Annotated in this window: 24 protein-coding genes; 18 read left to right on the top strand and 6 right to left on the bottom strand. The window is 58.3% G+C overall.

Annotated features, from left to right (window positions below):
- Positions 1–52: 52 nt before the first annotated feature.
- Entirely contained in the window at positions 53–316 is a 264-nt protein-coding gene (locus Q7V03_RS23900; protein WP_370651121.1) for a JAB domain-containing protein, read from the bottom strand.
- Between Q7V03_RS23900 and Q7V03_RS23895 the strand changes: the two genes are divergently transcribed.
- Positions 233–517, top strand: a complete 285-nt coding sequence (locus tag Q7V03_RS23895; RefSeq protein ID WP_370651122.1) for a hypothetical protein — start codon at positions 233–235, stop codon at positions 515–517. The genes Q7V03_RS23900 and Q7V03_RS23895 overlap by 84 nt on opposite strands.
- Positions 518–567: 50 nt before the next feature.
- Here Q7V03_RS23895 and Q7V03_RS12775 read toward each other — a convergent pair whose 3' ends face one another.
- On the bottom strand, positions 568–1,767 hold the full coding sequence (locus Q7V03_RS12775) for a DUF932 domain-containing protein (RefSeq protein ID WP_304925976.1): 1,200 nt from the start codon (positions 1,765–1,767) through the stop codon (positions 568–570).
- A 756-nt stretch (positions 1,768–2,523) separates the two neighbouring features.
- Here Q7V03_RS12775 and Q7V03_RS12770 point away from each other — a divergent pair.
- Both Q7V03_RS12770 and Q7V03_RS12765 read left to right on the top strand, forming a co-directional pair.
- Positions 2,524–3,729, top strand: a complete 1,206-nt coding sequence (locus Q7V03_RS12770; RefSeq protein ID WP_304925975.1) for an NnrS family protein — start codon at positions 2,524–2,526, stop codon at positions 3,727–3,729.
- A gap of 123 nt (positions 3,730–3,852) precedes the next feature.
- Entirely contained in the window at positions 3,853–4,605 is a 753-nt protein-coding gene (locus tag Q7V03_RS12765; protein ID WP_304925974.1) for a sulfite exporter TauE/SafE family protein, read from the top strand.
- Here the strand turns inward: Q7V03_RS12765 and Q7V03_RS12760 are convergent.
- Genes Q7V03_RS12760 through Q7V03_RS12750 form a run of 3 tightly spaced genes read right to left on the bottom strand, consistent with a single transcriptional unit; the run spans position 4,592 to position 6,737 of the window.
- Entirely contained in the window at positions 4,592–5,323 is a 732-nt protein-coding gene (locus Q7V03_RS12760; RefSeq protein ID WP_304925973.1) for a 5-formyltetrahydrofolate cyclo-ligase, read from the bottom strand. The genes Q7V03_RS12765 and Q7V03_RS12760 overlap by 14 nt on opposite strands.
- Positions 5,320–6,348, bottom strand: coding sequence for a nitronate monooxygenase family protein (locus tag Q7V03_RS12755; RefSeq protein ID WP_304925972.1), 1,029 nt, complete (start codon positions 6,346–6,348; stop codon positions 5,320–5,322). The genes Q7V03_RS12760 and Q7V03_RS12755 overlap by 4 nt, the downstream gene beginning before the upstream one ends.
- Positions 6,345–6,737: a DUF488 domain-containing protein gene (locus Q7V03_RS12750; protein WP_304925971.1), complete on the bottom strand. Its 393-nt coding sequence runs from the start codon at positions 6,735–6,737 to the stop codon at positions 6,345–6,347. Before Q7V03_RS12750 ends, Q7V03_RS12755 begins: the two co-directional genes overlap by 4 nt.
- Positions 6,738–6,939: 202 nt before the next feature.
- Here Q7V03_RS12750 and Q7V03_RS12745 point away from each other — a divergent pair, with 202 nt between their 5' ends.
- The 8 genes from Q7V03_RS12745 (at position 6,940) to ccoS (ending at position 12,038) form a co-directional block, all read left to right on the top strand.
- Positions 6,940–7,380 (top strand): Rrf2 family transcriptional regulator, encoded by a 441-nt coding sequence (locus Q7V03_RS12745; RefSeq protein ID WP_304925979.1) that lies wholly within the window; start codon positions 6,940–6,942, stop codon positions 7,378–7,380.
- Between the two features lie 86 nt (positions 7,381–7,466).
- The gene (ccoN, locus tag Q7V03_RS12740; protein ID WP_304925970.1) at positions 7,467–9,092 is read left to right on the top strand and encodes a cytochrome-c oxidase, cbb3-type subunit I; all 1,626 of its coding nucleotides are present in this window, start codon (positions 7,467–7,469) and stop codon (positions 9,090–9,092) included.
- Positions 9,093–9,096: 4 nt separating this feature from the next.
- Complete coding sequence (gene ccoO, locus Q7V03_RS12735) at positions 9,097–9,825, top strand: cytochrome-c oxidase, cbb3-type subunit II (RefSeq protein ID WP_304925969.1); 729 nt, start codon at positions 9,097–9,099, stop codon at positions 9,823–9,825.
- Positions 9,822–9,986, top strand: a complete 165-nt coding sequence (locus tag Q7V03_RS12730; protein ID WP_304925968.1) for a cbb3-type cytochrome c oxidase subunit 3 — start codon at positions 9,822–9,824, stop codon at positions 9,984–9,986. Before ccoO ends, Q7V03_RS12730 begins: the two co-directional genes overlap by 4 nt.
- Entirely contained in the window at positions 9,977–10,852 is an 876-nt protein-coding gene (gene ccoP, locus Q7V03_RS12725; RefSeq protein WP_304925967.1) for a cytochrome-c oxidase, cbb3-type subunit III, read from the top strand. Before Q7V03_RS12730 ends, ccoP begins: the two co-directional genes overlap by 10 nt.
- Positions 10,849–11,007 carry a hypothetical protein gene (locus tag Q7V03_RS12720; protein WP_304925966.1) on the top strand — a complete coding sequence of 53 codons (159 nt, stop codon included), beginning with the start codon at positions 10,849–10,851 and terminating at the stop codon, positions 11,005–11,007. The genes ccoP and Q7V03_RS12720 overlap by 4 nt, the downstream gene beginning before the upstream one ends.
- Positions 11,008–11,019: 12 nt before the next feature.
- Positions 11,020–11,826 (top strand): DUF2189 domain-containing protein, encoded by an 807-nt coding sequence (locus Q7V03_RS12715; RefSeq protein ID WP_304925965.1) that lies wholly within the window; start codon positions 11,020–11,022, stop codon positions 11,824–11,826.
- Positions 11,823–12,038, top strand: a complete 216-nt coding sequence (ccoS, locus tag Q7V03_RS12710) for a cbb3-type cytochrome oxidase assembly protein CcoS (protein ID WP_304925964.1) — start codon at positions 11,823–11,825, stop codon at positions 12,036–12,038. The genes Q7V03_RS12715 and ccoS overlap by 4 nt, the downstream gene beginning before the upstream one ends.
- 311 nt (positions 12,039–12,349) lie before the next feature.
- Here ccoS and Q7V03_RS12705 read toward each other — a convergent pair whose 3' ends face one another.
- On the bottom strand, positions 12,350–12,904 hold the full coding sequence (locus tag Q7V03_RS12705; protein WP_304925963.1) for an Rrf2 family transcriptional regulator: 555 nt from the start codon (positions 12,902–12,904) through the stop codon (positions 12,350–12,352).
- Positions 12,905–12,952: 48 nt separating this feature from the next.
- On the opposite strand from Q7V03_RS12705, the gene Q7V03_RS12700 reads away from it, so the two are divergent.
- Genes Q7V03_RS12700 through Q7V03_RS12670 form a run of 7 tightly spaced genes read left to right on the top strand, consistent with a single transcriptional unit; the run spans position 12,953 to position 21,022 of the window.
- Positions 12,953–13,333, top strand: a complete 381-nt coding sequence (locus Q7V03_RS12700) for a hypothetical protein (protein WP_304925962.1) — start codon at positions 12,953–12,955, stop codon at positions 13,331–13,333.
- A 3-nt stretch (positions 13,334–13,336) separates the two neighbouring features.
- Positions 13,337–15,538, top strand: a complete 2,202-nt coding sequence (locus Q7V03_RS12695) for a NosR/NirI family protein (RefSeq protein WP_304925961.1) — start codon at positions 13,337–13,339, stop codon at positions 15,536–15,538.
- Positions 15,531–17,474: a TAT-dependent nitrous-oxide reductase gene (gene nosZ, locus Q7V03_RS12690; RefSeq protein ID WP_304925960.1), complete on the top strand. Its 1,944-nt coding sequence runs from the start codon at positions 15,531–15,533 to the stop codon at positions 17,472–17,474. The genes Q7V03_RS12695 and nosZ overlap by 8 nt, the downstream gene beginning before the upstream one ends.
- 3 nt (positions 17,475–17,477) lie before the next feature.
- Positions 17,478–18,803, top strand: a complete 1,326-nt coding sequence (locus tag Q7V03_RS12685; RefSeq protein ID WP_304925959.1) for a nitrous oxide reductase family maturation protein NosD — start codon at positions 17,478–17,480, stop codon at positions 18,801–18,803.
- Complete coding sequence (locus tag Q7V03_RS12680; RefSeq protein ID WP_304925958.1) at positions 18,769–19,665, top strand: ABC transporter ATP-binding protein; 897 nt, start codon at positions 18,769–18,771, stop codon at positions 19,663–19,665. Before Q7V03_RS12685 ends, Q7V03_RS12680 begins: the two co-directional genes overlap by 35 nt.
- On the top strand, positions 19,662–20,483 hold the full coding sequence (locus Q7V03_RS12675) for an ABC transporter permease (RefSeq protein WP_304925957.1): 822 nt from the start codon (positions 19,662–19,664) through the stop codon (positions 20,481–20,483). The genes Q7V03_RS12680 and Q7V03_RS12675 overlap by 4 nt, the downstream gene beginning before the upstream one ends.
- A complete protein-coding gene (locus Q7V03_RS12670) occupies positions 20,480–21,022 on the top strand; it encodes a nitrous oxide reductase accessory protein NosL (RefSeq protein WP_304925956.1) in 543 nt (180 codons plus the stop codon). The genes Q7V03_RS12675 and Q7V03_RS12670 overlap by 4 nt, the downstream gene beginning before the upstream one ends.

The following is a 21,022-nucleotide window of genomic DNA, read 5'->3' as shown; positions in this document are numbered from 1 at the left end:
AATCATCTGTCGCCCAAAACCAGAAACACCTGATGCCAACAAGCATGCACCGTTATGTGCCCAGCCTTGCCTCAGAAGCCATTGATAGAGCTACCGATCTTGACTTCGGGGCACATAAGAAAACGGGGCACAAAAGATCCATTATGTGGCGCGCCACATAATGGACCACAATGAGGGCACTTGCGTTCAACATAAGCGCCCGCTTAATGATCTCGCGCGGATAGACCGGGACATGGTCCACGGTTCCGATCGAAAGCTGCTCGTCCGAGATGACGCGATTGCGTCGGTCGAGGTAGAGAACATGGAAGCGCTCCACCTCGCCGCGTACGGCCACCGCACAGTAATCGCGAACAGCCTGCCAATTGCCGAGGACTGGGTTCTGGTTCAGATAGCGCCCGAGGATTTCGCGGGCCTCAAGGATGACGGTTTCTTCATGCGGGGTCACGGGAAGTCTCCGAAAAATGAAAACGCCGACGCCCCTGCCCTGTCGAAGGGCGGGCCGTCGGCGCAATTATGAAAAGCTGACCGCCCAACGGGCTTGGGCGGTCAAGCGGATGACGCGCGGCCTCAGCCGACCCGGTCGAGGAGCTTCTTGGCGCGCCCCTCCATGTCGAGGCGGGCATCTTGCTGGGTCTTGTCGCGCGCAAGCCGCGTGATGCCCTGCACGAAGTCGAAGATGCTCTCCGGCGGGCGGCCCTCTTCCATCAGCACCTTCTCGATGATTTTGCCAGACTCGGCCTTCGAGAAGCCCCGCTTCCTCAAGAAGTCATCCCGGTCCTCGTCCGTCCGCGCCACGATCTGCTGCCGCGCCGCCTTGATGCCGTTCACGAAGCCCTGCGGCGAAGAGTTGGCAAACCGTGTCAGCGCCGGGGCCGCCTCGTGGGCGAAGCGGGAGGCGGCGTATTTCGAGTGGCGGATCGTGATCTCCTGGAAATCTTCGACGCCCCAGAGGTTGCGGTTCTGGCAAACTGCCCGCAGGTAGAAGCTTGCCATGCCGAGGGTCTTCGCCCCCACCTCAGAGTTCCAACAGTAGAAGCCCCGGAAGTAAAGATCGGGGGAGCCGTCAGGCAGCCTGCCCGCCTCGATCGGGTTGTGATCGTCGACCAGGAACAGGAAGACATCGCGATCCGAGGCATAGAGAGTGGTCGTGTCACGGCTGATCTCGACATCGGGGTTGTAGACCCCGGTCGACCAGTCGAGCACGCCCGGCACCTTCCAGCGCGTGTCGCCGGTGCCATTGCCCGCGATGCGTTGCACCGCCTCGACCAACTCGTGGTCATGGATGCGGCCATAGTCCGGGCCGGTCACCGCGCGCAGTTCGGTGCGGCCATCTTCCGTCTCAAAAGTCTTCACCTGCTCGGCGCGGTGGTTGGTCAGGCCGTATTGCAGGTTGATCCCTGCCAGCGGCGCGGGCAGCTGCCGCAGGTAGGACGCCGGGGCGCCGACGATGCTGGCAAGCTGACCGAACGCCCAATGCGTCGGTGCGACTGGTTCGTGCGCTTTCGGCAGGACCAGGTGCAGCCGTTCGGCGTTGTCACGCGCGGCCTCGACCCGGATGTCCGCCGTCTGCACCACCCGGCTGCGGCTCCGCTCGGACCGGCCCTTCACATTCGCCCAAAGATCATCGAGTGACAGATACCGCTCGTCATCGGGCCGGTTGAACCACTCGGACGACACTCGCCCTTTCCGCTCACCCTTGCTCACATCCACTTTCCAGCCTCCAGCCTTCGTCGGCTGCATCGGGTCCAGAACTTCCACAACACCCATCGGTAATCTCCCGCGACAGGCGCCGGGAGCCACTCTCCCGAGCCTAAACCCGTCAACGGAAAACCGGCACTCCTCTCACTCTCGCCAACGCAATGAGCGGTAAGCTGCCCGATGCATACGCGGCGGCGCGGTTGCGGTATCTTACCTAAAGCTGTCATTCGTTCATGGCGCGGCATTTTCACTCCTATCATCATGAAAGGTGCCAGCACGCGCTCTTATCGCATGGCGTTGATGTGGCCGAATTGCCAGTATCTTGCGGAGCATTTTCATTTGGCTCTGAGGTTACGAGCTGGGGAAATGTTCAAGGATCAACGCGACATTCAACGCAAACCCGAATGAGCATCAACGACAAGCTGCGCAACTACAGTTTCGCTCTGTTAAGGGCGGCTTTGAAGGTGGATCATGGAGCCAATAGGTAGTTGAATAATCGGATCGAAGGACCGCACTTGTGCCCTTGAAAGCGGGAGAAGATACTTGGCCGATTGAAGGAACGTGGTTCGCAGACCCTTGGCCGCGCAAAACTACCTGACAATGCCGTCCTGACACACCGCCATACGCAATCCACAAATGGTGGAAGAATTGGGGCAAATGCAGGGTTTCGAGCGTTAAATAGGTATTTACAATACCTATTACTAAGTCTAGGCAAGGATATAATTTGATTGCTTCCACGCACCTCAATGACCTCACCGCAAGACGGCTCTGGCATCTTTTCTCCAACTGGCCCGAACCGAGTTGTTAATTTTGGGAAAAAACCAGATGAGCACGACTGCAGAACAAATGCGCAATTGGCGTGGACCGGCAATTTTGACTTTTGGTTTTCGCCCATTTTTCTTTGGCGGAGCGGTATGGGCTGCGCTTGCCATGCTTCTTTGGGTGCTGATGATTTCGGGCGTAATCACCCTTCCGACGGCCTTTGATCCGGTGTCATGGCATGCTCATGAGTTCCTTTTCGGCTATCTTTCTGCGATTTCGGCCGGGTTTCTTCTGACGGCAGTTCCAAACTGGACCGGCAGGTTGCCTATTGTTGGCTGGCCGCTGGCTGGGCTGTTTGCAATTTGGGTGGCGGGCCGCCTTGCGGTGGCATTCTCGGCGATGTTGCCAGCGGTTTTGGTGGCGCTTGTCGACCTTGCTCTGCCCGTCACGCTGGGATTCATGATCGGGCGAGAAATTGTCGCGGGCAAGAATTGGAGCAACCTGATTGTGCTCGGCATGTTGGCGGTTTTCGGCATGGCTAATGCGATTTTCCATTGGGAGGCGGCAACGGTGGGCAATGCGGCGCAGGGCTATGGGTTGCGCCTTGGTCTTGGAGCCGGGCTGATGATGGTGGCGGTTATCGGCGGGCGCATTGTGCCGTCGTTTACCCGCAACTGGTTGGTGAAGCGGGGCGTGGGGCGACTGCCTACACCACCGATGCGGCGGTTCGACAAGGTGGCGCTTATGCTGCTTTTGGCAGCACTTTTGCTTTGGGGTCTGTGGCCCACGCATCCGGCCTCTGGTTGGGCGCTATTGGTCGCAGGCATCGTCCATGTGGCGCGTTTGGTGCGTTGGGCGGGGTATCGGACCGTTCCAGAACCTTTGGTCTTTGTGCTTCACCTCGCCTACGGCTTTTTACCGCTAGGTGCGTTGGCCGTTGGCTGCGCGATCCTGTGGCCAGACCATTTCAGTTCGGCCCCGGCGCAACATCTTTGGATGGCAGGGACCATCGGCATGATGACTTTGGCGGTGATGACGCGCGCCACACTTGGGCATACCGGACAGCCTCTGGTGGCGGGGCCCAAGACTGTTGCCATCTATGGCGCACTCATGGTCGCGGTTTTTGCGAGGGTTAGTGCGGGTCTATGTCCGCAAGCCTCTGGATGGCTGTATGATCTTGCAGGTTTGGGGTGGATTGCTGCCTTTGCCGGTTTCGCGGTGATTTACGGCGCTTTGCTTTTGCGGGCGCCAGCCGCGCGGAAGCTATAACGCTGGAGGCGTTTGTCACGTTGACCAGTCGGGTGTTCATGAGGATCGTTGACGAATTGCCGCGCCCCTGAACAGATGCCGCCAGCGCATTGCTCGCAGGTCAGAGTGAAGAAAAGGGGTGGCATGGAAACGCTGGTCTTGTTGGCCGCAGCTTTTGGGGCGGGTATCCTCAATACAGTCGCAGGTGGGGGCACGTTCCTGACCTTTCCCGCGCTGGTCTTCATCGGTCTGCCGCCGGTGATGGCCAATGCAACCAGCGCAGTCGCGGTGTTTCCGGGCTACCTTGGTGGGGTTTTGGGATTTCGGGAGGAACTGGGCGGGTTTGAGCGCGGAAAGCTGTTCCGGTTGGTCTGGATTACGCTCGTCGGAGGGCTCGTCGGATCCGGCCTGTTGCTGGTGTCGTCGAACGATGTGTTTTCCGTGCTGGTTCCCTTTCTTTTATTGGCGGCGACGCTGGTCTTCCTTTTCGGGGAAAGATTGCGGCAATGGGCTGCTGCAAGATCGCGGGGCGTCCCTGCCGAAGGTGCGCTTGGCCTGTTCGCCGTGTCTTTGTACGGAGGCTACTTCAATGGCGGGCTGGGGATCGTGCTTTTGGCACTTTTCTCGCTTTGGGGCATGATGGATCTGAACCGCATGAATGCCCTGAAATCCGGCCTGAGCTTTCTTTTGTCTTCAATCTCGGTGGCTGTCTTCGCCTCAGCCGGATTGGTTGCCTGGCCGCAGGCCGTGGTTATGATGATGGCGGCAACCGCGGGAGGCTATGCTGGCGCGCCGCTGGCGCGCGCGCTGCCGAAACCGGTGATCCGCGGGTTCATTGCCTTGGTAGGCTTTGGAATGAGCGGGATTTTCTTCTGGCGGATGATCAGTCAGAGTTGAGACTGGTGGGGAGCAGATTGGCCGGATCAAGGCCGGTTGGCCAGTGCAGCCCGGTCTCTGTCACGATGGCATCCATGGCAATGTCATAAGGCTGGGGAAAGATCGTTGTCACCTCTGCCGCCTGCAATCCGACACCGATCGCAAGGGGGCGCGGCAATAAAGCGGCCAGTGTGCGATCAAAGTAGCCACCGCCATAGCCAAGCCGGAACCCAGCCGCATCCCATCCCACCACTGGGGCAAGGGTTACCTGCGGGATCACCTCTGGTCCCTCGGCAGGCACCGGGATTTTCCAGAATCCTTGCACCATCTCGCACTCGGGCGTCCAGGGGCGGAACACCAGTGGCGCCGCAGGCGTCAGCACCACTGGCAGCGCCACGGTTAAGCCGCGTGCAACCAGATCGGTCAGCCAATGCCGCAGGTTCAGTTCCGCCTTGATCGGCCACCACGCTGAAATCGTCAGCCGTTCAAGCCGCCCTAACCGCTTCAGAACAGCGGCTTCCAGATGTGGTACGATCTGTTCGGCGGCGGCCTGACGCAGCGAGACCGGCATTGCGGCGCGCTCTGCCAGCAGTCGCCTGCGTTCGGCCTTGCGCCAGCGTGCCACATCGCGAGCCTGTGCCTCGTCCACGACGAACGGGTCGAAATAGGCCGGGTCAATCTCATGCGCGAGGCAGGGAGGCGAGGCATAGCCTTGCGAACGGTCGGTATCGCGGGTCATGCGCCTTCTCCTTTTGACATCATCGCAAGGCGGGCGAGGGAAACCTGCGCCTCTGCCATGATTGCGTCAATCCGCCCTTTTGCCGTTGGCAAAGTATCAATCATTGCAGCGCTTTGTCCGGCATAAATCGCCATCGCCTCCAGATTGCCGGAGGTTGTACGCAGGGGGGAGTCGGTGCTGTATCTGAACAGCGGACGTCCGTCGTCAGCCGCGATCACTTCGCGTGGCAGAAGGTCGGGACGGTGCCCCATCAAATTGGGGCCAAGCCCTTCGATCACCGAATTGCGGATTACCCGCACCGGCGTATTGGGCGGCCAATTCAGCGCGTAGATGTCGGTATGGACAGTGTCCTCGGCCATTGCGGCGAGCACGCGTGCCTTATGCTCGTCATGAGCAAAGGATTCAGTCGTGGCCAGAAAGGCCGTGCCGCAGTGGATACCCTGTGCGCCAAGTGCCAGTGCGGCAACCAAACTGGCGCCCGTCGCGAAGCCACCCGAGGCGATGACGGGCAGCTTGACCGCGCGCACCACCTGTTCGACCAGCACAAATGCTGAGGCCGTGCCATGCACATGCCCGCCCGCCTCGACCCCCTGCGCGATCAGCACATCAGCACCGGCCGCCTCGGCCGCGAGGGCGGCCCTTAGCGAGCCTACCTGATGCAGCACAAGGCAACCCGCCGCCTTGGCTCGCGCCACCGCCGAGGGCACGACATCCCAGAAAAAGCACATTGCCGACACGCCAAGCTCAAGGCAGATACCTAGTTCAGCATCCAGCAGCGCCGGATCCGTGGCAGATGGGATTAGGTTCACGGCAAAGGGCCGATCGGTCTGCGCGCGCACCGCGCCGATTTCTTGCGCGATCAACTCAGGGCTTTCACGCACCATGCCCAGAATGCCGTACCCTCCGGCTTGTGCCACAGCCGCCACCAGCTCTGTGCGCGCGACCCCGCCCATGCCGGCCAGCAGGACTGGCAGATCACAGCCTAGCAGCGAGCAAACGGGTGTATGCAGCGGGCCTTCGGTCATGGCGTTCTCTCCTTGGCGAGGCTTGCAGCCAGATAGGCGCGCAAGACCAGCGCATGGGTATGAAAGCGGTCCTTCGCGGCATTGACCAGCGTGACTGGCCCCTTGCGGCACCAGTCCAGCGCGATTTCAACAGCTTTGGGGTTGTTGTGCAATTCGGCAAGATACTGCTCACTAAAGCTGTCCCATCTTGCCGGATCATGCCCGAACCATTTGCACAGCGTGGGACTTGGGGTCACGTCTTTCAACCAAGCATCGATCGGCAGATCGGTCTTAGCGATGCCGCGCGGCCATAGCCTGTCGACCAACAGCCGCGCGCCGACTGGAACCGCCCCCGCCCGGATGTCATAGGCGCGACAAAGGTGGATGCGTTCCGTGGATGGGGTTGTCATTTTGACAAAACCCTATCGATTAAACTAAAGCGCGGGGCCATCGCGGCAAAAGCCGAAGCAGCGCTGCGGATTAAGTCCGCTACTGCCTTGGCCGCGAGGTTGGACATCTGGGTCGTCATGGGGCGTGATCCTTGACTCAGCAGTTGCATCAGGGATAAAGCCTGATAAGTGGTATTGTAAATACTTATTACGTGGAGCCAAGATGCGCCTGACCTCTTTCACCGATTTCGGCTTACGGGCGCTGATGCGAATGGCCTCGGATCCGCACCGCGCCTTTTCGACCGCAGAACTGGCAGATGAGTTTGCCCTGTCGCGCAACCATCTGACAAAAATAATGCAAAGACTGGCCGAGGGCGGCTTCGTGACCACTCGGCGCGGCAGCGGTGGTGGTGCAACGCTGGCCCCATCGCCGGAATCCATCAGCCTTGGTGACGTGGTACGACTGTTGGAAGCCGGGCAACCGCTGGTCGAATGCTTCGCCACCAGAGAAAACAGCTGCAACATCACTGGACGTTGCCGGCTTAAGGCGCGGTTGCGTTCTGCCGAAGCTGCGTTTTTGGCCGATCTGGACCGATCCACTCTGGCGGATATTGCCCTGCCCATATCACAGATGCCCCAACCTGCCACACCGGTCCCTGCCTGACCGGTCAAAAAACCAAGACTGAGAGCGACTTAAGCTGCAAGAAACATGTTTCTATGTTAAACCTATTTTAGACGAAGGAGACTGTAATGATTACGTGTCTTACGCTCGGCGAACGCCGCATCGGTCTCATTCTTACAGTCTGTCTCGCCCTGCTCGGGTTGGTGATGGCGGCCTTGGGCAAACAGGATCCTATGGCTGTGCATGGCTTCATGGCCTTGGCGCTTGGGGGTGGCTTGTTTTTTGCAATTGGTGGCACGCTGGAGGAGCCGGCGCCGGATGCCGCAAGGTTGCAGCAGTATTACGATGATCCGATCAAGGTCGGCATCGTGCTGGCAATGCTCTGGGGCGTTTTTGCCATGGGCATTGGTCTCTGGGTCGCAGGGCTGATGGTCTGGCCAGACGCCACCTTTGGCGAGGCCTGGTCAAGCTATGGCCGTCTGCGCCCGGTTCACACCACGGGCGTGATCTTTGCCTTTGGCGGCAACGCGCTGATTGCCACCTCTTTCCATGTCATGCAGCGCACCAGTCGCGCCCGGCTGGCAGATCAGCTTTCTCCATGGGTGGTTTTGATCGGATATAACCTGTTTCTGCTCTGGGCGGTCAGCGGCTATCTGATGGGCGTCACCCAATCCAAGGAATATGCCGAGCCGGAATGGTATGCCGATCTCTGGCTGGTGATGGTCTGGCTGGTCTATCTTGTGCTGTATCTGCGCACCCTGAAACGGCGGGCGGAGCCGCATATCTATGTCGCCAACTGGTATTACCTCGCCTTTATCGTCGTCGTGGCGATGCTGCACATCGTCAATGGGCTTGCCCTGCCCGTCAGCTTTGCCGGTGCCAAAAGCTATCCGGTGTTTTCGGGGGTGCAGGATGCGATGGTGCAATGGTGGTATGGCCACAATGCGGTGGCCTTCTTTATGACCTCGGGCTTTTTGGGGATGCTGTATTACTACCTGCCGGTACGGGCGCAGCGGCCGATCTTTTCCTACCGGCTCTCGATCATCAGCTTTTGGGGCATCACTTTCTTTTACCTCTGGGTCGGGTCGCACCATCTGCATTACACCGCGTTGCCCACCTGGGTGCAGAACCTTGGCATGACATTTTCGATCATGCTGCTGGTGCCAAGCTGGGCCTCGGCGGGCAATGCTCTCGCGACGCTGAACGGGGCCTGGCATCGGGTGCGCGATGACGCGACGCTGCGTTTCATGTTTGTGGCAGCGGTGTTTTACGGGCTTTCGACCTTTGAGGGTTCATTCCTTGCCATCCGCCCGGTCAATGCTCTGTCGCATTATACCGACTGGACCGTCGGCCATGTGCATTCCGGCGCTTTGGGCTGGCTCGCCATGGTGACCTTTGGTGCCTTCTATTCGGTGATCCCGCAGATCTGGGGCCGCGCGGCGATGTATTCGCCAAAGCTAATCGAATGGCACTTCTGGCTCGCGCTGGCGGGGCTGCTGACTTATGTGTTTTCGCTCTGGAATGCGGGGATTACGCAGGGGCTGATGTGGCGCACCTATAATGCCGCAGGCACGCTGAACTATTCCTTCATCGAGAGCATGGAGGCGATGCGCCCCTATTACATCGCGCGTTTTCTGGGCGGCGCGCTGTTTCTGGCGGGCATTTGTGTGGGCGCAGTCAATATCTGGCTGACCATTCGCGGCGCGCAAGATGCGGCGGGTGATCGCCCGCTTGTCCCCCAAGTGGCGGAGTAAAGCGATGTCCTTGTTCAAAGCGCATTACAACCTTGAAAAGCACTCGGTCGGCTTTGTCGTCGCGATTATCCTTGCAGCAAGCGTCGGCGGGTTGGTGGAAATCGCGCCCTTGTTCACCATTGACGAGACGGTGGAAACCTTGCCCGACATGCGGGTATACACGCCACTCGAGCTGGCCGGGCGTAACATCTATATCCGCGAAGGCTGCTATGCCTGCCACAGCCAGATGATCCGCACCCTGCGCGACGAGGTCGAACGCTATGGGCCCTATTCGCTGGCCGCGGAAAGCCAGTACGACCACCCGATGCTTTGGGGATCCAAGCGCACCGGGCCGGATATTGCCCGGCTGGGCGGCAAATATTCTGACGACTGGCATGTGACGCATCTGACCAACCCGCGCGCGGTGGTGCCAACCTCGATCATGCCCGCCTATCCTTGGCTTGCAACGACCTCCCTTGAAGTGGACGACCTTGGAGCCCATCTGGCGACACTGCGAACGCTTGGTGTGCCCTATACTGATGCGATGATCGCCAATGCACCGCGCGATGCCATGGCACAGGCCCGTCCGGACAGCGAGGCGGCGGCGGGGGTTGTCGAGCGTTATGGCGAAGCCACAACCCTGCGGCGGTTTTCGGGGGCAGATGAACTGACCGAGATGGATGCCGTGGTGGCCTATCTGCAAGTGCTGGGTCAGTTGACCCAAGCCCCCTACACAACGGAAACCACGCCATGAGCCATGATCTTGCGCTGTTTCTCTCCAAGACCTTCGGGCTGTTTTACCTGCTGGGATTTTTTATCCTGATCGTGATCCACACCTATCGCCCGTCGCAAAAGGCGCGGGCGGATCGGGCGGCGCAGTCGATCCTGACCACGGAGGACAGCCCATGTCCGTGAGCGAGCGCGATCCGGTTTCGGGGTATGCCACCACCGGCCATGACTGGAACGGCATCAAAGAGCTGAACTCGCCAATCCCGCACATCGTGCTGTGGTTTCTGGCCGTGACCCATATCTATGCGGTGATCAGCTGGGTTCTGCTGCCGAGCTGGCCACTGATCGACAGCCACACCAAAGGGCTGGTCGGCGTTGATCAGAAAACCGCCGTTGCCGCTGATATCGCAAGCGCGGATGCGGCACGGGCGGATTGGATGTCGGCGCTTGCGACCGAAGACTATGACAGCCTGCGCGCCACTCCTGACCTGATGGCGCGGGCGAAGGAAACCGCGGCAGCGCTGTTTGGGCAGAATTGTCAGGCCTGCCATCAGGAGGGCGGTCGAGGTGGACCAGGCTTTCCTCGCCTGTCTGACCACATCTGGCTTTGGGGCGGCACGGCAGAAGAGATCGAGACCACTCTGCGCCACGGTATCAACAGCCCCGATCCCGACACCCATTTCGCCCAAATGCCCGCCTTTGGCCGCGATGGTATATTGACGCGACCCGAGATCACCACCCTAACCGACTATGTGATGACGCTGCAAAACGGTGTCATCGCTGGAGATAGCTCTGAAGGTGCAGTTCTGTTTCAAGCCAATTGCGTCGGTTGCCACGGCGAGGATGCCAAGGGCGTCGAAGGCACCGGCGGGCAAAATCTGACGGATGCGGACTGGCTCTATGGTGGCGATGCGGCAACGATCCGTCAGACCCTGCTGAACGGCCGTCGGGGCGTCATGCCAGCATGGCAGAACCGGCTTTCTGATGCCGACATCCGCATGCTTGCGCTTTATGTCGAGGGTCTTTCGAAAGGGTCGGGAGATGCGCAATGATCTCGCAAACCCGTTTGTGGGTGGGTCTTGGAATCGCGGCCTGTCTGGCTTTGGTAATCGGCGCGAACTGGCAGTTGATCGATCTTGCCTTCCGCTCGCACCCCGGCTGCGTGCCCGAGACCACCGAGCATCCCGCCGCAAAACCCGAATGCTGAAGGAGGCACGCCATGCTTGAACCGCTTCCCGCGCTGGAGCCGAGGCTTCGCATCTCGGCGCGTTTTGCCCGTAATCTTCCTCAGCGGGCCGCACTGGGCTGGCTTGCGGCGGGGTGGTCCGACCTGTGCCGTGACCCTGCGCATAGCCTGCTTTATGGCTTGGCGGTCTTTGTTTTGTCAGCGCTGGTGGTGCTGGGGATGATCTGGGCCGGGCTGCCGTTGTTAATTTTTCCGGCCTTGTCGGGGTTTCTGGTGATTGGCCCGCTGCTTGCCATCGGGCTTTATGAGAAAAGCCGGAGGCTGAAAACACCATCGCGTGCAAGTTTGCGGCAAATGCTGCTGGTACGTCCTGCCTCTGGCGGGCAGTTGGTGTTTGCGGGGCTTTTGTCCTGCTTGCTGGTCATGCTTTGGCTGCGCGCGGCGGATTTGCTTTACGCTTTGTTCTTTGGACTTCTGCCTTTTCCTGGCTTCGATCAGCTTCCGGCGCAGCTTTTGACCACGCCGCGCGGTTGGACGCTGATCCTGACCGGTTCGGCCATCGGTGGGCTTTTCGCGGCCTTTGCCATGGCAATAAGCCTGTTTTCATTTCCGATGTTGCTGGAACGCCGTGTCGATGCGCTGACAGCGCTTGGCAGCTCCTTTGCGATAACCGTCCAAAATCTTCGCGTGGTTTTACCTTGGGGGGCGATCGTTGCTCTGGGTTTTGCCGTGTCCGTTCTGACGGGGCTTTTGGGGTTGATTGTGATTTTTCCGCTGCTCGGTCACGGCACTTGGCACGCCTGGGTCGCGCTGCGCCCGCCAGCGGAGCGCGAAGCATGAGCTATTTCTTTCTTATCCCTGTCTCGATTGCGCTTGGCCTGACCGGTCTTGGCGCCTTTTTTTGGGCGCTTCGCCACGATCAGTATGACGATCTTGAAGGCGCTGCCGCTAGAATCCTTTCCGCGACCGACAAGCCCGCACAGTTGCCGCATCCCGATGCCGATAAAACGGAGGCTGTGCCGCTGTCAAAGCCGCTCGATCAAACCCAATAGCAAAGGACGCAAGCGCCGCCATTCGGTGAGATGCGCGGCAGAGAGGGCATTCATCAACATCGTCAACGACTGTTATAGGCAAACTGCCCTGCGGCGCTGTTCAGTGCCCAACGATTGTAACGGGCCGGTGCCCTGAAATGGGTTCGCCTGGGCAACAGGCAAATTTTGGATATCTGCTTTGCTTGAGCCCGCTTGACGGTGTTCGAGCAAAGCGGTTTTTTGCGTCGATTCCCCGAACGCTGGACTGGAGGATTGAAGCTTCAACAGCCCGCTAATTGTTATGCTTGCCGACCGAGCACGTCCTCAATATTTCAACCTCTGGAGGTATTGATGAAAGAAAATGCAGAACTGGGAATTGCTACATCCGCCAAACTAACCTGATCAAATACGTTTAGGAATGCCATCGCCGCTTTGCGCCCCACAGAAGGCAGGCAACAGGGGCCGAGGATTGGGCAGGGCTGCCCATCCTGAACGCACTCGAACATGGTGAAATCCGTCTCGGTGATCCGAAGGACCTCACCCAAGTTGATCTCTTTCGGGTTGCACGCCAAGGTATAGCCTCCGTTGCGCCCCTTTATGCCGTGCAGATAGCCTGCCCGCGTCATTGCCATGACAACCTTCTTCAGATGTCCGTGCGAAATGCCAAAGGTTGCCGCCGTTTCCTCGATCGTGACGCGTTGGTCTTCATGAGCTGCAGCAAGCATCAGCACCCGAAGGGCGTAATCGCTGAATTTGGTCAAGTGCATCCGAGGGATCCATTGTGACAATTTCCCGACAGTTTCTTCCATCTTGCGTGCTTTGGAAATGGTTGGAAACCGACAGAGACCATGTGCCGCAGTTGATACAGTCTTAAAAGGATATTTCATTTGACCTAAATCAAGGCTGGGCTGACTCCTATCTGGCAAATAGGAGCCATGGACCGCACACTAACCAACCTTCTGATCTGTTTGACGCTTGGACTGACCTTGGTCATTTCCGGTGGCAACGTGGCTACAGCACGACTGACGATGGCGCTGGAAGCCGCGACGACAACAGAACTTGTCATTTGTGCCGATGGCCAAGTCGAGACTGTCATGCTGAATGCGAATGGAGAGCCCGTTCCGTCCAAGCTCAAAGACCAATGCGCGAAATGCCCTGACTGGCGATTGGCGATGGCTCTTGCGTTCGGAAGTTCTGCTGTCACCGCATCAGACGAACAATCTCGCACCATTGAAGCGCAGTCCCTGCGCGTGCGTTTCGACCTTCTCCCATTGGAAGGGCTTCAACAGCCCCGTGCGCCCCCGAAAGGTTTGTAATCCATGTTGTTGTCCTGTCTAAGCCTTCGTCTGAAAGAAATTGCTCTGTTTTTATGCCTGCTGTGCGGGCTTGTTGCGCCGACTCATGCCGAAACGGTGCTGGCAAAGTATTTGCCAGAGGTGAAGGCTGCCGATCTGGTTGAAGGGGCCGACGCGTTTGGCGAGACACGCAGCGACTTGGCCGTCGTCCAGGTCCTGAAAAATCAGCAGCAGATTGGCTGGGCCTTTATAACCTCGGATTTCGTAGGCACGACGGGATATTCCGGCAAGCCGATTCACACCATGGTCGCGGTCGACTTGGCAGGCGTTGTCACTGGCGTAAAGCTGGTGAAACATTCTGAACCGATTGTGCTGATTGGTATTCCTGACGCCAAGGTCAAGGCGTTGGCGGCTGGCTATATTGGTATGGATCTCGTGGCCGAGGCGAAATCGGGCGGCAAGCATGATCTTAACATTATCTCGGGCGCGACGGTCACCGTTATGGTGCTTGATGACTCGATCCTGCGCTCGGGTCTGAAAGTTGCCCGTGCTTTGGGGTTGGGCGGCCTTTCACCAGAAGTGATGCTTGGCCCTACCGTTGAAATCAACCCGGACGCCCACGCCGCCACTGACTGGGGGACGTTGGAAGGTGACGGCACGCTGCGGCGGTTGTCTTTGGACGTCGGCCAGATCAACGAGGCATTTGTCGCGCTGGGAGACCCGCGTGCCATCGCACGGCCTGAAACCGCCGCCCCTGACAGTATCTTCATTGAAATGCAGACCGCCTTGGTTTCGGTTCCGGCAATCGGTCAGGCATTGATAGGCGAAAACGACCGGGCCAACCTGACCACATGGCTGAAGCCTGGTGATCAGGCACTAATGATTGCGGGCAAGGGTCTGTTTTCATTCAAGGGATCGGGCTATGTTCGCGGCGGGATCTTTGATCGCATCGTTTTGGTGCAAGATGATCTTTCGGTTCGGTTCCACGACCGCGACCACAAACGTCTCGGCGCGATCACGGCAAACGGTGCGCCAGATTTCACCGAAAAAGACCTGTTCCGCATTCCGGCCGAAAGCGGTTTCGATGCCACCAAACCTTTCCGCATTCAGCTTTTGGTGCAGCGGTCAGTTGGCCCGATTGAGAAAGTTTTCACCACCTTTGATCTGGCCTACCAATTGCCGTCGCAGTATTTGCGCAGTCTTGCCACCGAGGCGGAGGACGAGCCGACATCCGCTGACACCGGTGACGAGAGCGCCGCGCAAACGGCACTGTGGCAGAAAATCTGGCGCGACAAGACCGTCGAAATCACCGTTTTGGTCGCCATGCTGGCAGTCCTGACGCTGGTGTTCTTCTTTCAAAGCATCGCCACCCGCAATGCCCGCGCGTTCTTCTGGTTCCGCATCGGCTTTCTGACTGTGACACTGGTGTTTCTGGGCTGGTATGCCAATGCGCAGCTTTCCGTGGTCAATCTGATGGCGCTGTTCGGGGCGCTTGTCAGTGGATTTAGTTGGCAAGCGTTTCTGCTGGACCCGCTAACCTTTATCCTGTGGTTCTCGGTCGCGGCGGCGCTCCTGTTTTGGGGGCGTGGAGCCTATTGCGGCTGGCTTTGTCCCTTTGGCGCCCTGCAAGAATTGACCAACAAGATCGCGCGCGCCCTGCACATCCCGCAATGGACCCTGCCTTGGGGCCTGCACGAACGCCTTTGGCCGCTGAAATACATGATCTTCCTCGGTTTGTTTGGCGTGTCGTTGATGTCGATCGAGCAAGCGGAACACTACGCCGAGATTGAGCCTTTCAAAACGGCGATTGTGTTGAAGTTCGTACGTGCCTGGCCCTTTGTGGCCTATGTCGCTGCACTGCTTGTCGCCGGGCTTTTTGTTGAACGGTTCTACTGCCGTTATCTCTGCCCACTTGGCGCTGCACTGGCGATTCCGGCGCGGCTGCGGATGTTCGACTGGCTCAAGCGCTACAAGGAATGCGGCACCCCGTGCCAGACCTGCGCCAACGAATGCATGGTTCAGGCGATCCACCCGACAGGTGAGATCAACCCGAACGAATGTGTCAACTGCTTGAATTGTCAGGTGCTTTACCAAAGCAAAACCAAATGCCCTGTCGTCATTCGCCAAGTCAAACGGCGTGCGGCGGTGGGTAGTCCTGACGGGCCGATCCGTATGCCCGCCGAACTTATAAACCACCCAAATGTGAAAGGACCGAAAAATGTCTGATACCGTAAAGACAGGAATTAGCCGTAGAGACCTATTTGGCGCAACCGCGTCAGGGGCGGCCATGCTTGGCACCGTCGGGTTGCCGCGACTGTCGATGGTGGCAGCAGGTGCAACCGGATTGGCCAGCGTCACCGCAACTTCAGCGGCAGCACAGGCAACTCACGCGCAGATCGAGCCCGGCCAGCTTGACGAATACTACGGGTTTTGGTCCTCCGGTCAGACTGGCGAGATGCGTATCTTAGGTTTGCCTTCGATGCGCGAATTGATGCGGGTTCCAGTGTTCAACCGTTGCTCGGCAACTGGTTGGGGACAGACCAATGAATCCCGTCGGATCATTCAAGAAACAATGACCGAAAAAACGAAAAAGCAGCTTGCTGCCAATGGCAAAACCCAACATGACAACGGCGATTTGCATCACGTCCATATGTCCTACACCGAGGGCAAATACGATGGTGAATATCTGTTCATGAACGATAAGGCCAACACCCGCGTCGCCCGTGTGCGGTGCGACGTGATGAAATGCGACAAGATCCTCGAGATTCCGAACGCCAAGGCCATTCACGGCATGCGCCCGCAAAAGTGGCCGCACTCGGACTACCTGTTCTGCAACGGCGAAGACGAGGCACCTCTGATCAACGACGGCTCGACGATGACTGATGTATCGACCTACACCAACATCTTTACCGCAGTTGACACCGCGACAATGCGTGTGGCGTGGCAGGTGATGGTTTCGGGCAACCTGGACAACACCGATAGCGACTATGAGGGAAAATGGGCGTTCTCGACCAGCTATAACTCGGAAATGGGCACCAACCTTGCCGATATGACCGAAGCCGAAATGGACCACGTTGTCGTTTTTAATATTGCTGAAATCGAAAAAGGCATCGCCGCTGGGGATTACCAAGAGCTCAATGGCTGTAAGATCATCGACGGGCGCAAAGGCTCAAATAAAAACTACACCCGTTACATCCCAGTCGCCAACAATCCGCATGGCTGCAACATGGCGCCGGACAAGAAGCATCTCTGCATCAACGGCAAACTGTCGCCAACAGTAACAGTGTTCGATGTGACCAAGATGGACGCTTTGTTCACATCGGATATCGATCCGCGTTCTGTCGTGGTTGCCGAACCCGAACTCGGCCTCGGTCCGCTGCACACTGCTTTTGATGGTCGGGGGAACGCCTACACCACGCTGTTCCTAGACAGCCAAGTGGTGAAGTGGAACATCGAAGACGCCATCGCAGCCTATGGCGGGGCATCTGTAAATCCGATCAAGGACAAGATCGATGTGCAATATCAGCCGGGTCATTTGAAGACCACCATGGGCGAAACCCTAGAGGCCGATGGCCGATATATGGTTTGCCTCTGCAAATTCTCCAAAGATCGCTTCCTAAACGTTGGCCCGCTTAAGCCCGAAAATGATCAGCTGATCGACATTTCAGGCGACAAAATGGTGCTGTTGCACGATGGTCCAAACTTTGCAGAGCCGCATGACGCGATTTCTGTGCTGGCGTCGCGCGTCAATCCGCTGTCGGTCTGGAACCGCAAAGACCCAATGTGGGCCGAAACCCGCAAACAGGCCGAAGCCGATGGTGTCGACATCGACGACTATATGGACACCGTAATCCGCGACGGCAACAAGGTGCGGGTCTATATGTCCAGTCAAGCGCCGGCCTTTGCGATCGAAAGCTTCACCGTTACCGAGGGCGATGAAGTTACAGTGATCATCACGAACCTTGACGACATCGACGACCTTACCCACGGCTTCACCATGGGCAACCATGGCGTGGCGATGGAAATCGGGCCGCAGGCAACGTCTTCGGTGACCTTTGTGGCCGCCAACGCGGGCGTCTACTGGTACTATTGCCAGTGGTTCTGCCATGCTTTGCACATGGAAATGCGCGGGCGGATGTTCGTTGAGCCGAAGAAGGCCTGATCCATGCGCCTGTCCCTGAGCCTTATTCTTATTCTGCTGGCGCTTCCTGCGCTGGCGGATGAGGTGCATGTGGCACCGGGGGCAGGCGCTCTGCAAACTGCCATCGCCGGAGCAAAATCCGGCGATGCGCTGCTGCTCTCAGCTGGCATTTACCCCGGCCCGTTTGTGATTGATCGCCCCATGACCATAGCAGGCGAGCCAGGGGCCATTCTTGACGGCCAAGGCCTAGGTTCGGTTGTGACATTGACCGGTGATGATATTACCTTGAAAGGGTTACAGATCACCCATTCCGGTCGCAAGAATCAGGATATCGATTCAGGCGTCAAGATCGTGAAAGGCGCTGATCGCAATATCGTCGAGGACAACCACTTCACTGACAACATGCACGGCATTGACGTTCATGGCTGTGTGGACTGCGTGGTTCGGGACAATGTCATCGAGGGCCTGCAACTCCTCCGGATGAACGAACGTGGCAACGGCATCTACGTCTGGCGGGCCCCCGGCCTGATCGTCGAACGCAACGACATCCGTTATGGCCGCGATGGCATCTTTTCGAACGCCTCCAGCGATGACATCTACCGCGACAACCTGTTTCGCGATCTGCGCTTTGCTGTTCACTACATGTACACTACGGACTCTGAGGTGTCGGGCAATATCTCAATTGGCAACCACCTTGGCTATGCGATCATGTCCTCTGACCGGGTCAAGATCGTCAACAATTTCTCGCTTCGCGACCGCGATCATGGCTTGATGATAAATGCGTCCAATCGCTCAGACTTCTCGGAAAATCTGGTGCGGGGAGCTGCAAAATGCACCTTCCTCTACAATGCCAACAAAAATCTCTTTGTCGGCAATCGGTTTGAAGGCTGTGGCATCGGAATCCACTTTACTGCAGGCTCCGAAGGCAATGCCGTTACGGGCAACGGATTTGTCGGAAACCGTAATCAGGTGAAATATGTGGGTTCCCGGCATATCGAATGGAGTTTTGAAGGCCGGGGCAATTTTTGGTCGGATCACGCGCTGTTTGATTTGAATGGCGATGGAATTGCCGACAACCCGTTTCGCCCCAATGACCTAATGGACAGCATCCTGTGGTCGCAGCCTGCGGCTTCGCTCTTGATCGGCTCGCCTGCGGTGCAACTGATCCGCTGGAGTCAGTCTTCTTTTCCCGCAACGCTGCCCGGAGGGGTTGTTGACAGCCACCCTCTGATGACTGCGCCGACTTTTGATATTCCCGCCAATATTGCCGCGATGGAGGCCCTTGTGGGCGATCGCTGGCTGAAAGACTTAACTCATGACACCGACACTGTCCCTTCAATGTCTGACTAAAACTTACGGGGCGCAGCGTGCGCTCTCCGAGGTTTCTGTGACCGTTGCCCCCGGCGAACGGGTGGCTTTGCTTGGACACAATGGTGCGGGCAAATCGACGATGATGAAGATTATTCTGGGCTTGATCCCCTTTGATTCTGGCGACTTGCAAGTGGCAGGTGCAGCACCAGGCACGGCTGAGGCACGTCGCCATGTGGCTTATCTGCCCGAAAATGCCGCCTTCCACCCGGCGTTGACCGGGCTGGAGCAAATCCGCCATTACCTGTCCTTGCGTGGAGAAAGCCCTTCGCTTGCGATGGATCTTTTGCAGCGTGTTGGCCTTGGTCAAGCAGCCACTCGCCGGATCGGCACCTATTCCAAAGGCATGCGTCAGCGGGTCGGGTTGGCGCAAACCCTGATCGGCAAACCCCGCCTTTTGGTCTTGGATGAACCGACAAGCGGCCTTGACCCTGTGTCGCGCCGTGACTTTTACGAACTGCTGGATGGATTGGCGGCCGATGGTGCCTCGATCCTCCTTTCATCCCACGCGCTGACCGAAGTTGAGGCCCGGACCGATCGCATTTTGATCCTGTCAGGCGGTCATCTGGTGGCCGAAGGTAGTCTGGCGGACCTGCGACGCATGGCGGCGCTTCCAATCACATTTCACGTATCTCCGCGGCAGGGAGCGATGGCCGAGGTCGTGCTGGCTTTGCCAGAAGCAATTGCTTCGGGTGGCACTCTGACGCTTTCCTGCCAACAAGACCAAAAGCTGAGGCTTCTGGCACGGATTTCGGACCTCGGTGAAAGGATCGCCGACATTGATGTGCAGCCGCCCACTCTGGAAGACATCTATGGCCGATTCAGCAAGAGGGCCGGGCAATGACGCGCATCACGGCCACAGCCGAGACCGAGTTCCGGATCGCTCTACGCAACCGCTGGGTTGCCATGTCCATCGCGATGATGGCGCTGTTTGCGCTGGTGCTATCTGCCGCAGGGTCGTCTGCCGTCGGAACCATTGGCGCGGACCGTTTGTCGGTCGTGGTCGCCAGTCTGACCAGCCTTGCGGTCTATCTGGTGCCACTGGTCGCGCTGTTGATGTCCTTTGACGCTATCGCTGGCGAAGTGGAACGTGGAACTTTACCACTGCTGCTGACCTATCCGGCGTCGCGACCCGAACTATTGCTTGGCAAACTTCTGGCGCATCTGGCGATTTTGACGTTAGCAGTGGCTATCGGTTACGGGATTGCTGCGGTCGCCGCCCTGGCAGTCGACGCGGATGCCGTCGCGGGTCTGTCGTCGCTCTGGCGTCTGATGTGGTCATCGGTATTGCTCGGAGCAACCTTTTTAGGGATCGGCTATGCGATTTCAGCGTTGGCGCGCAGGTCATCAGGGGCAGCAGGTCTGGCAATTGGCCTTTGGCTTGGGTTGATCGTTCTGTATGACCTTGGCTTGCTGGCCGCCATTATCGCCGACAACGGTGGATACTTTACAACCAAGGTCTTTCCTGCGGCGTTGCTGGCAAATCCGGCCGACGCATTCAGACTATACAACCTTGCGGCATCGCAAGCCACGTCGGCTGCGGCAGGGGTATCGGGGGCTGCAAACACTATCCCGGTTTGGGCCTCCCTAACGTCCATCCTATTGTGGCCAATCGCAGCCTTTGCCATCGCAATCGCAGCTTTTCGCAAGGTGACACCATGAAGCGTCTGATGTTTTGCCTTCTTCTGCTGACCGCCTGCAAGGACGAAACAACAATGCCATCGCCCGTGGCGATGAACGCTGAATCCACTGGCTATTTCTGTCAGATGAACATTTTGGAACACCCAGGACCCAAGGCGCAAATCCACCTTGCCAATTATCCGGGCGCCCCTTTGTTCTTCAGTCAGGTCAGCGACGCGGTGGCCTATCTGCAAATGCCTGAACAGGCCGACACGGTTACGGCCACCTATGTCAGCGACATGGGGGCAGCAACCAGTTGGGCCAATCCGGGTGAGACCAACTGGATCGCAGCAGATACGGCGATGTTCGTGGTCGGCTCTTCCTCCAAGGGCGGCATGGATGCCCCCGAGTTCGTGCCGTTCAGTGACTTGGTGAAAGCCCAAGCCTTCGCCGCACGGAACGGCGGGTACGTCATGTCTCTCGCGCAGATACCCGAAACCTCAATCGCAAGCAGTTCCACTCCTGCCGACACCGACTTTGCCGCCCGCCTGCACGCGCTTTCCAACACCTCCGGAGACTGA

The sequence above is a fragment of the Cypionkella sp. genome, assembly GCF_030652235.1.
GTDB lineage: Bacteria > Pseudomonadota > Alphaproteobacteria > Rhodobacterales > Rhodobacteraceae > Cypionkella.
The sequence above is the reverse complement of the archived record's forward strand: the minus strand, read 5'-3'. Positions and strand labels throughout refer to the sequence as shown.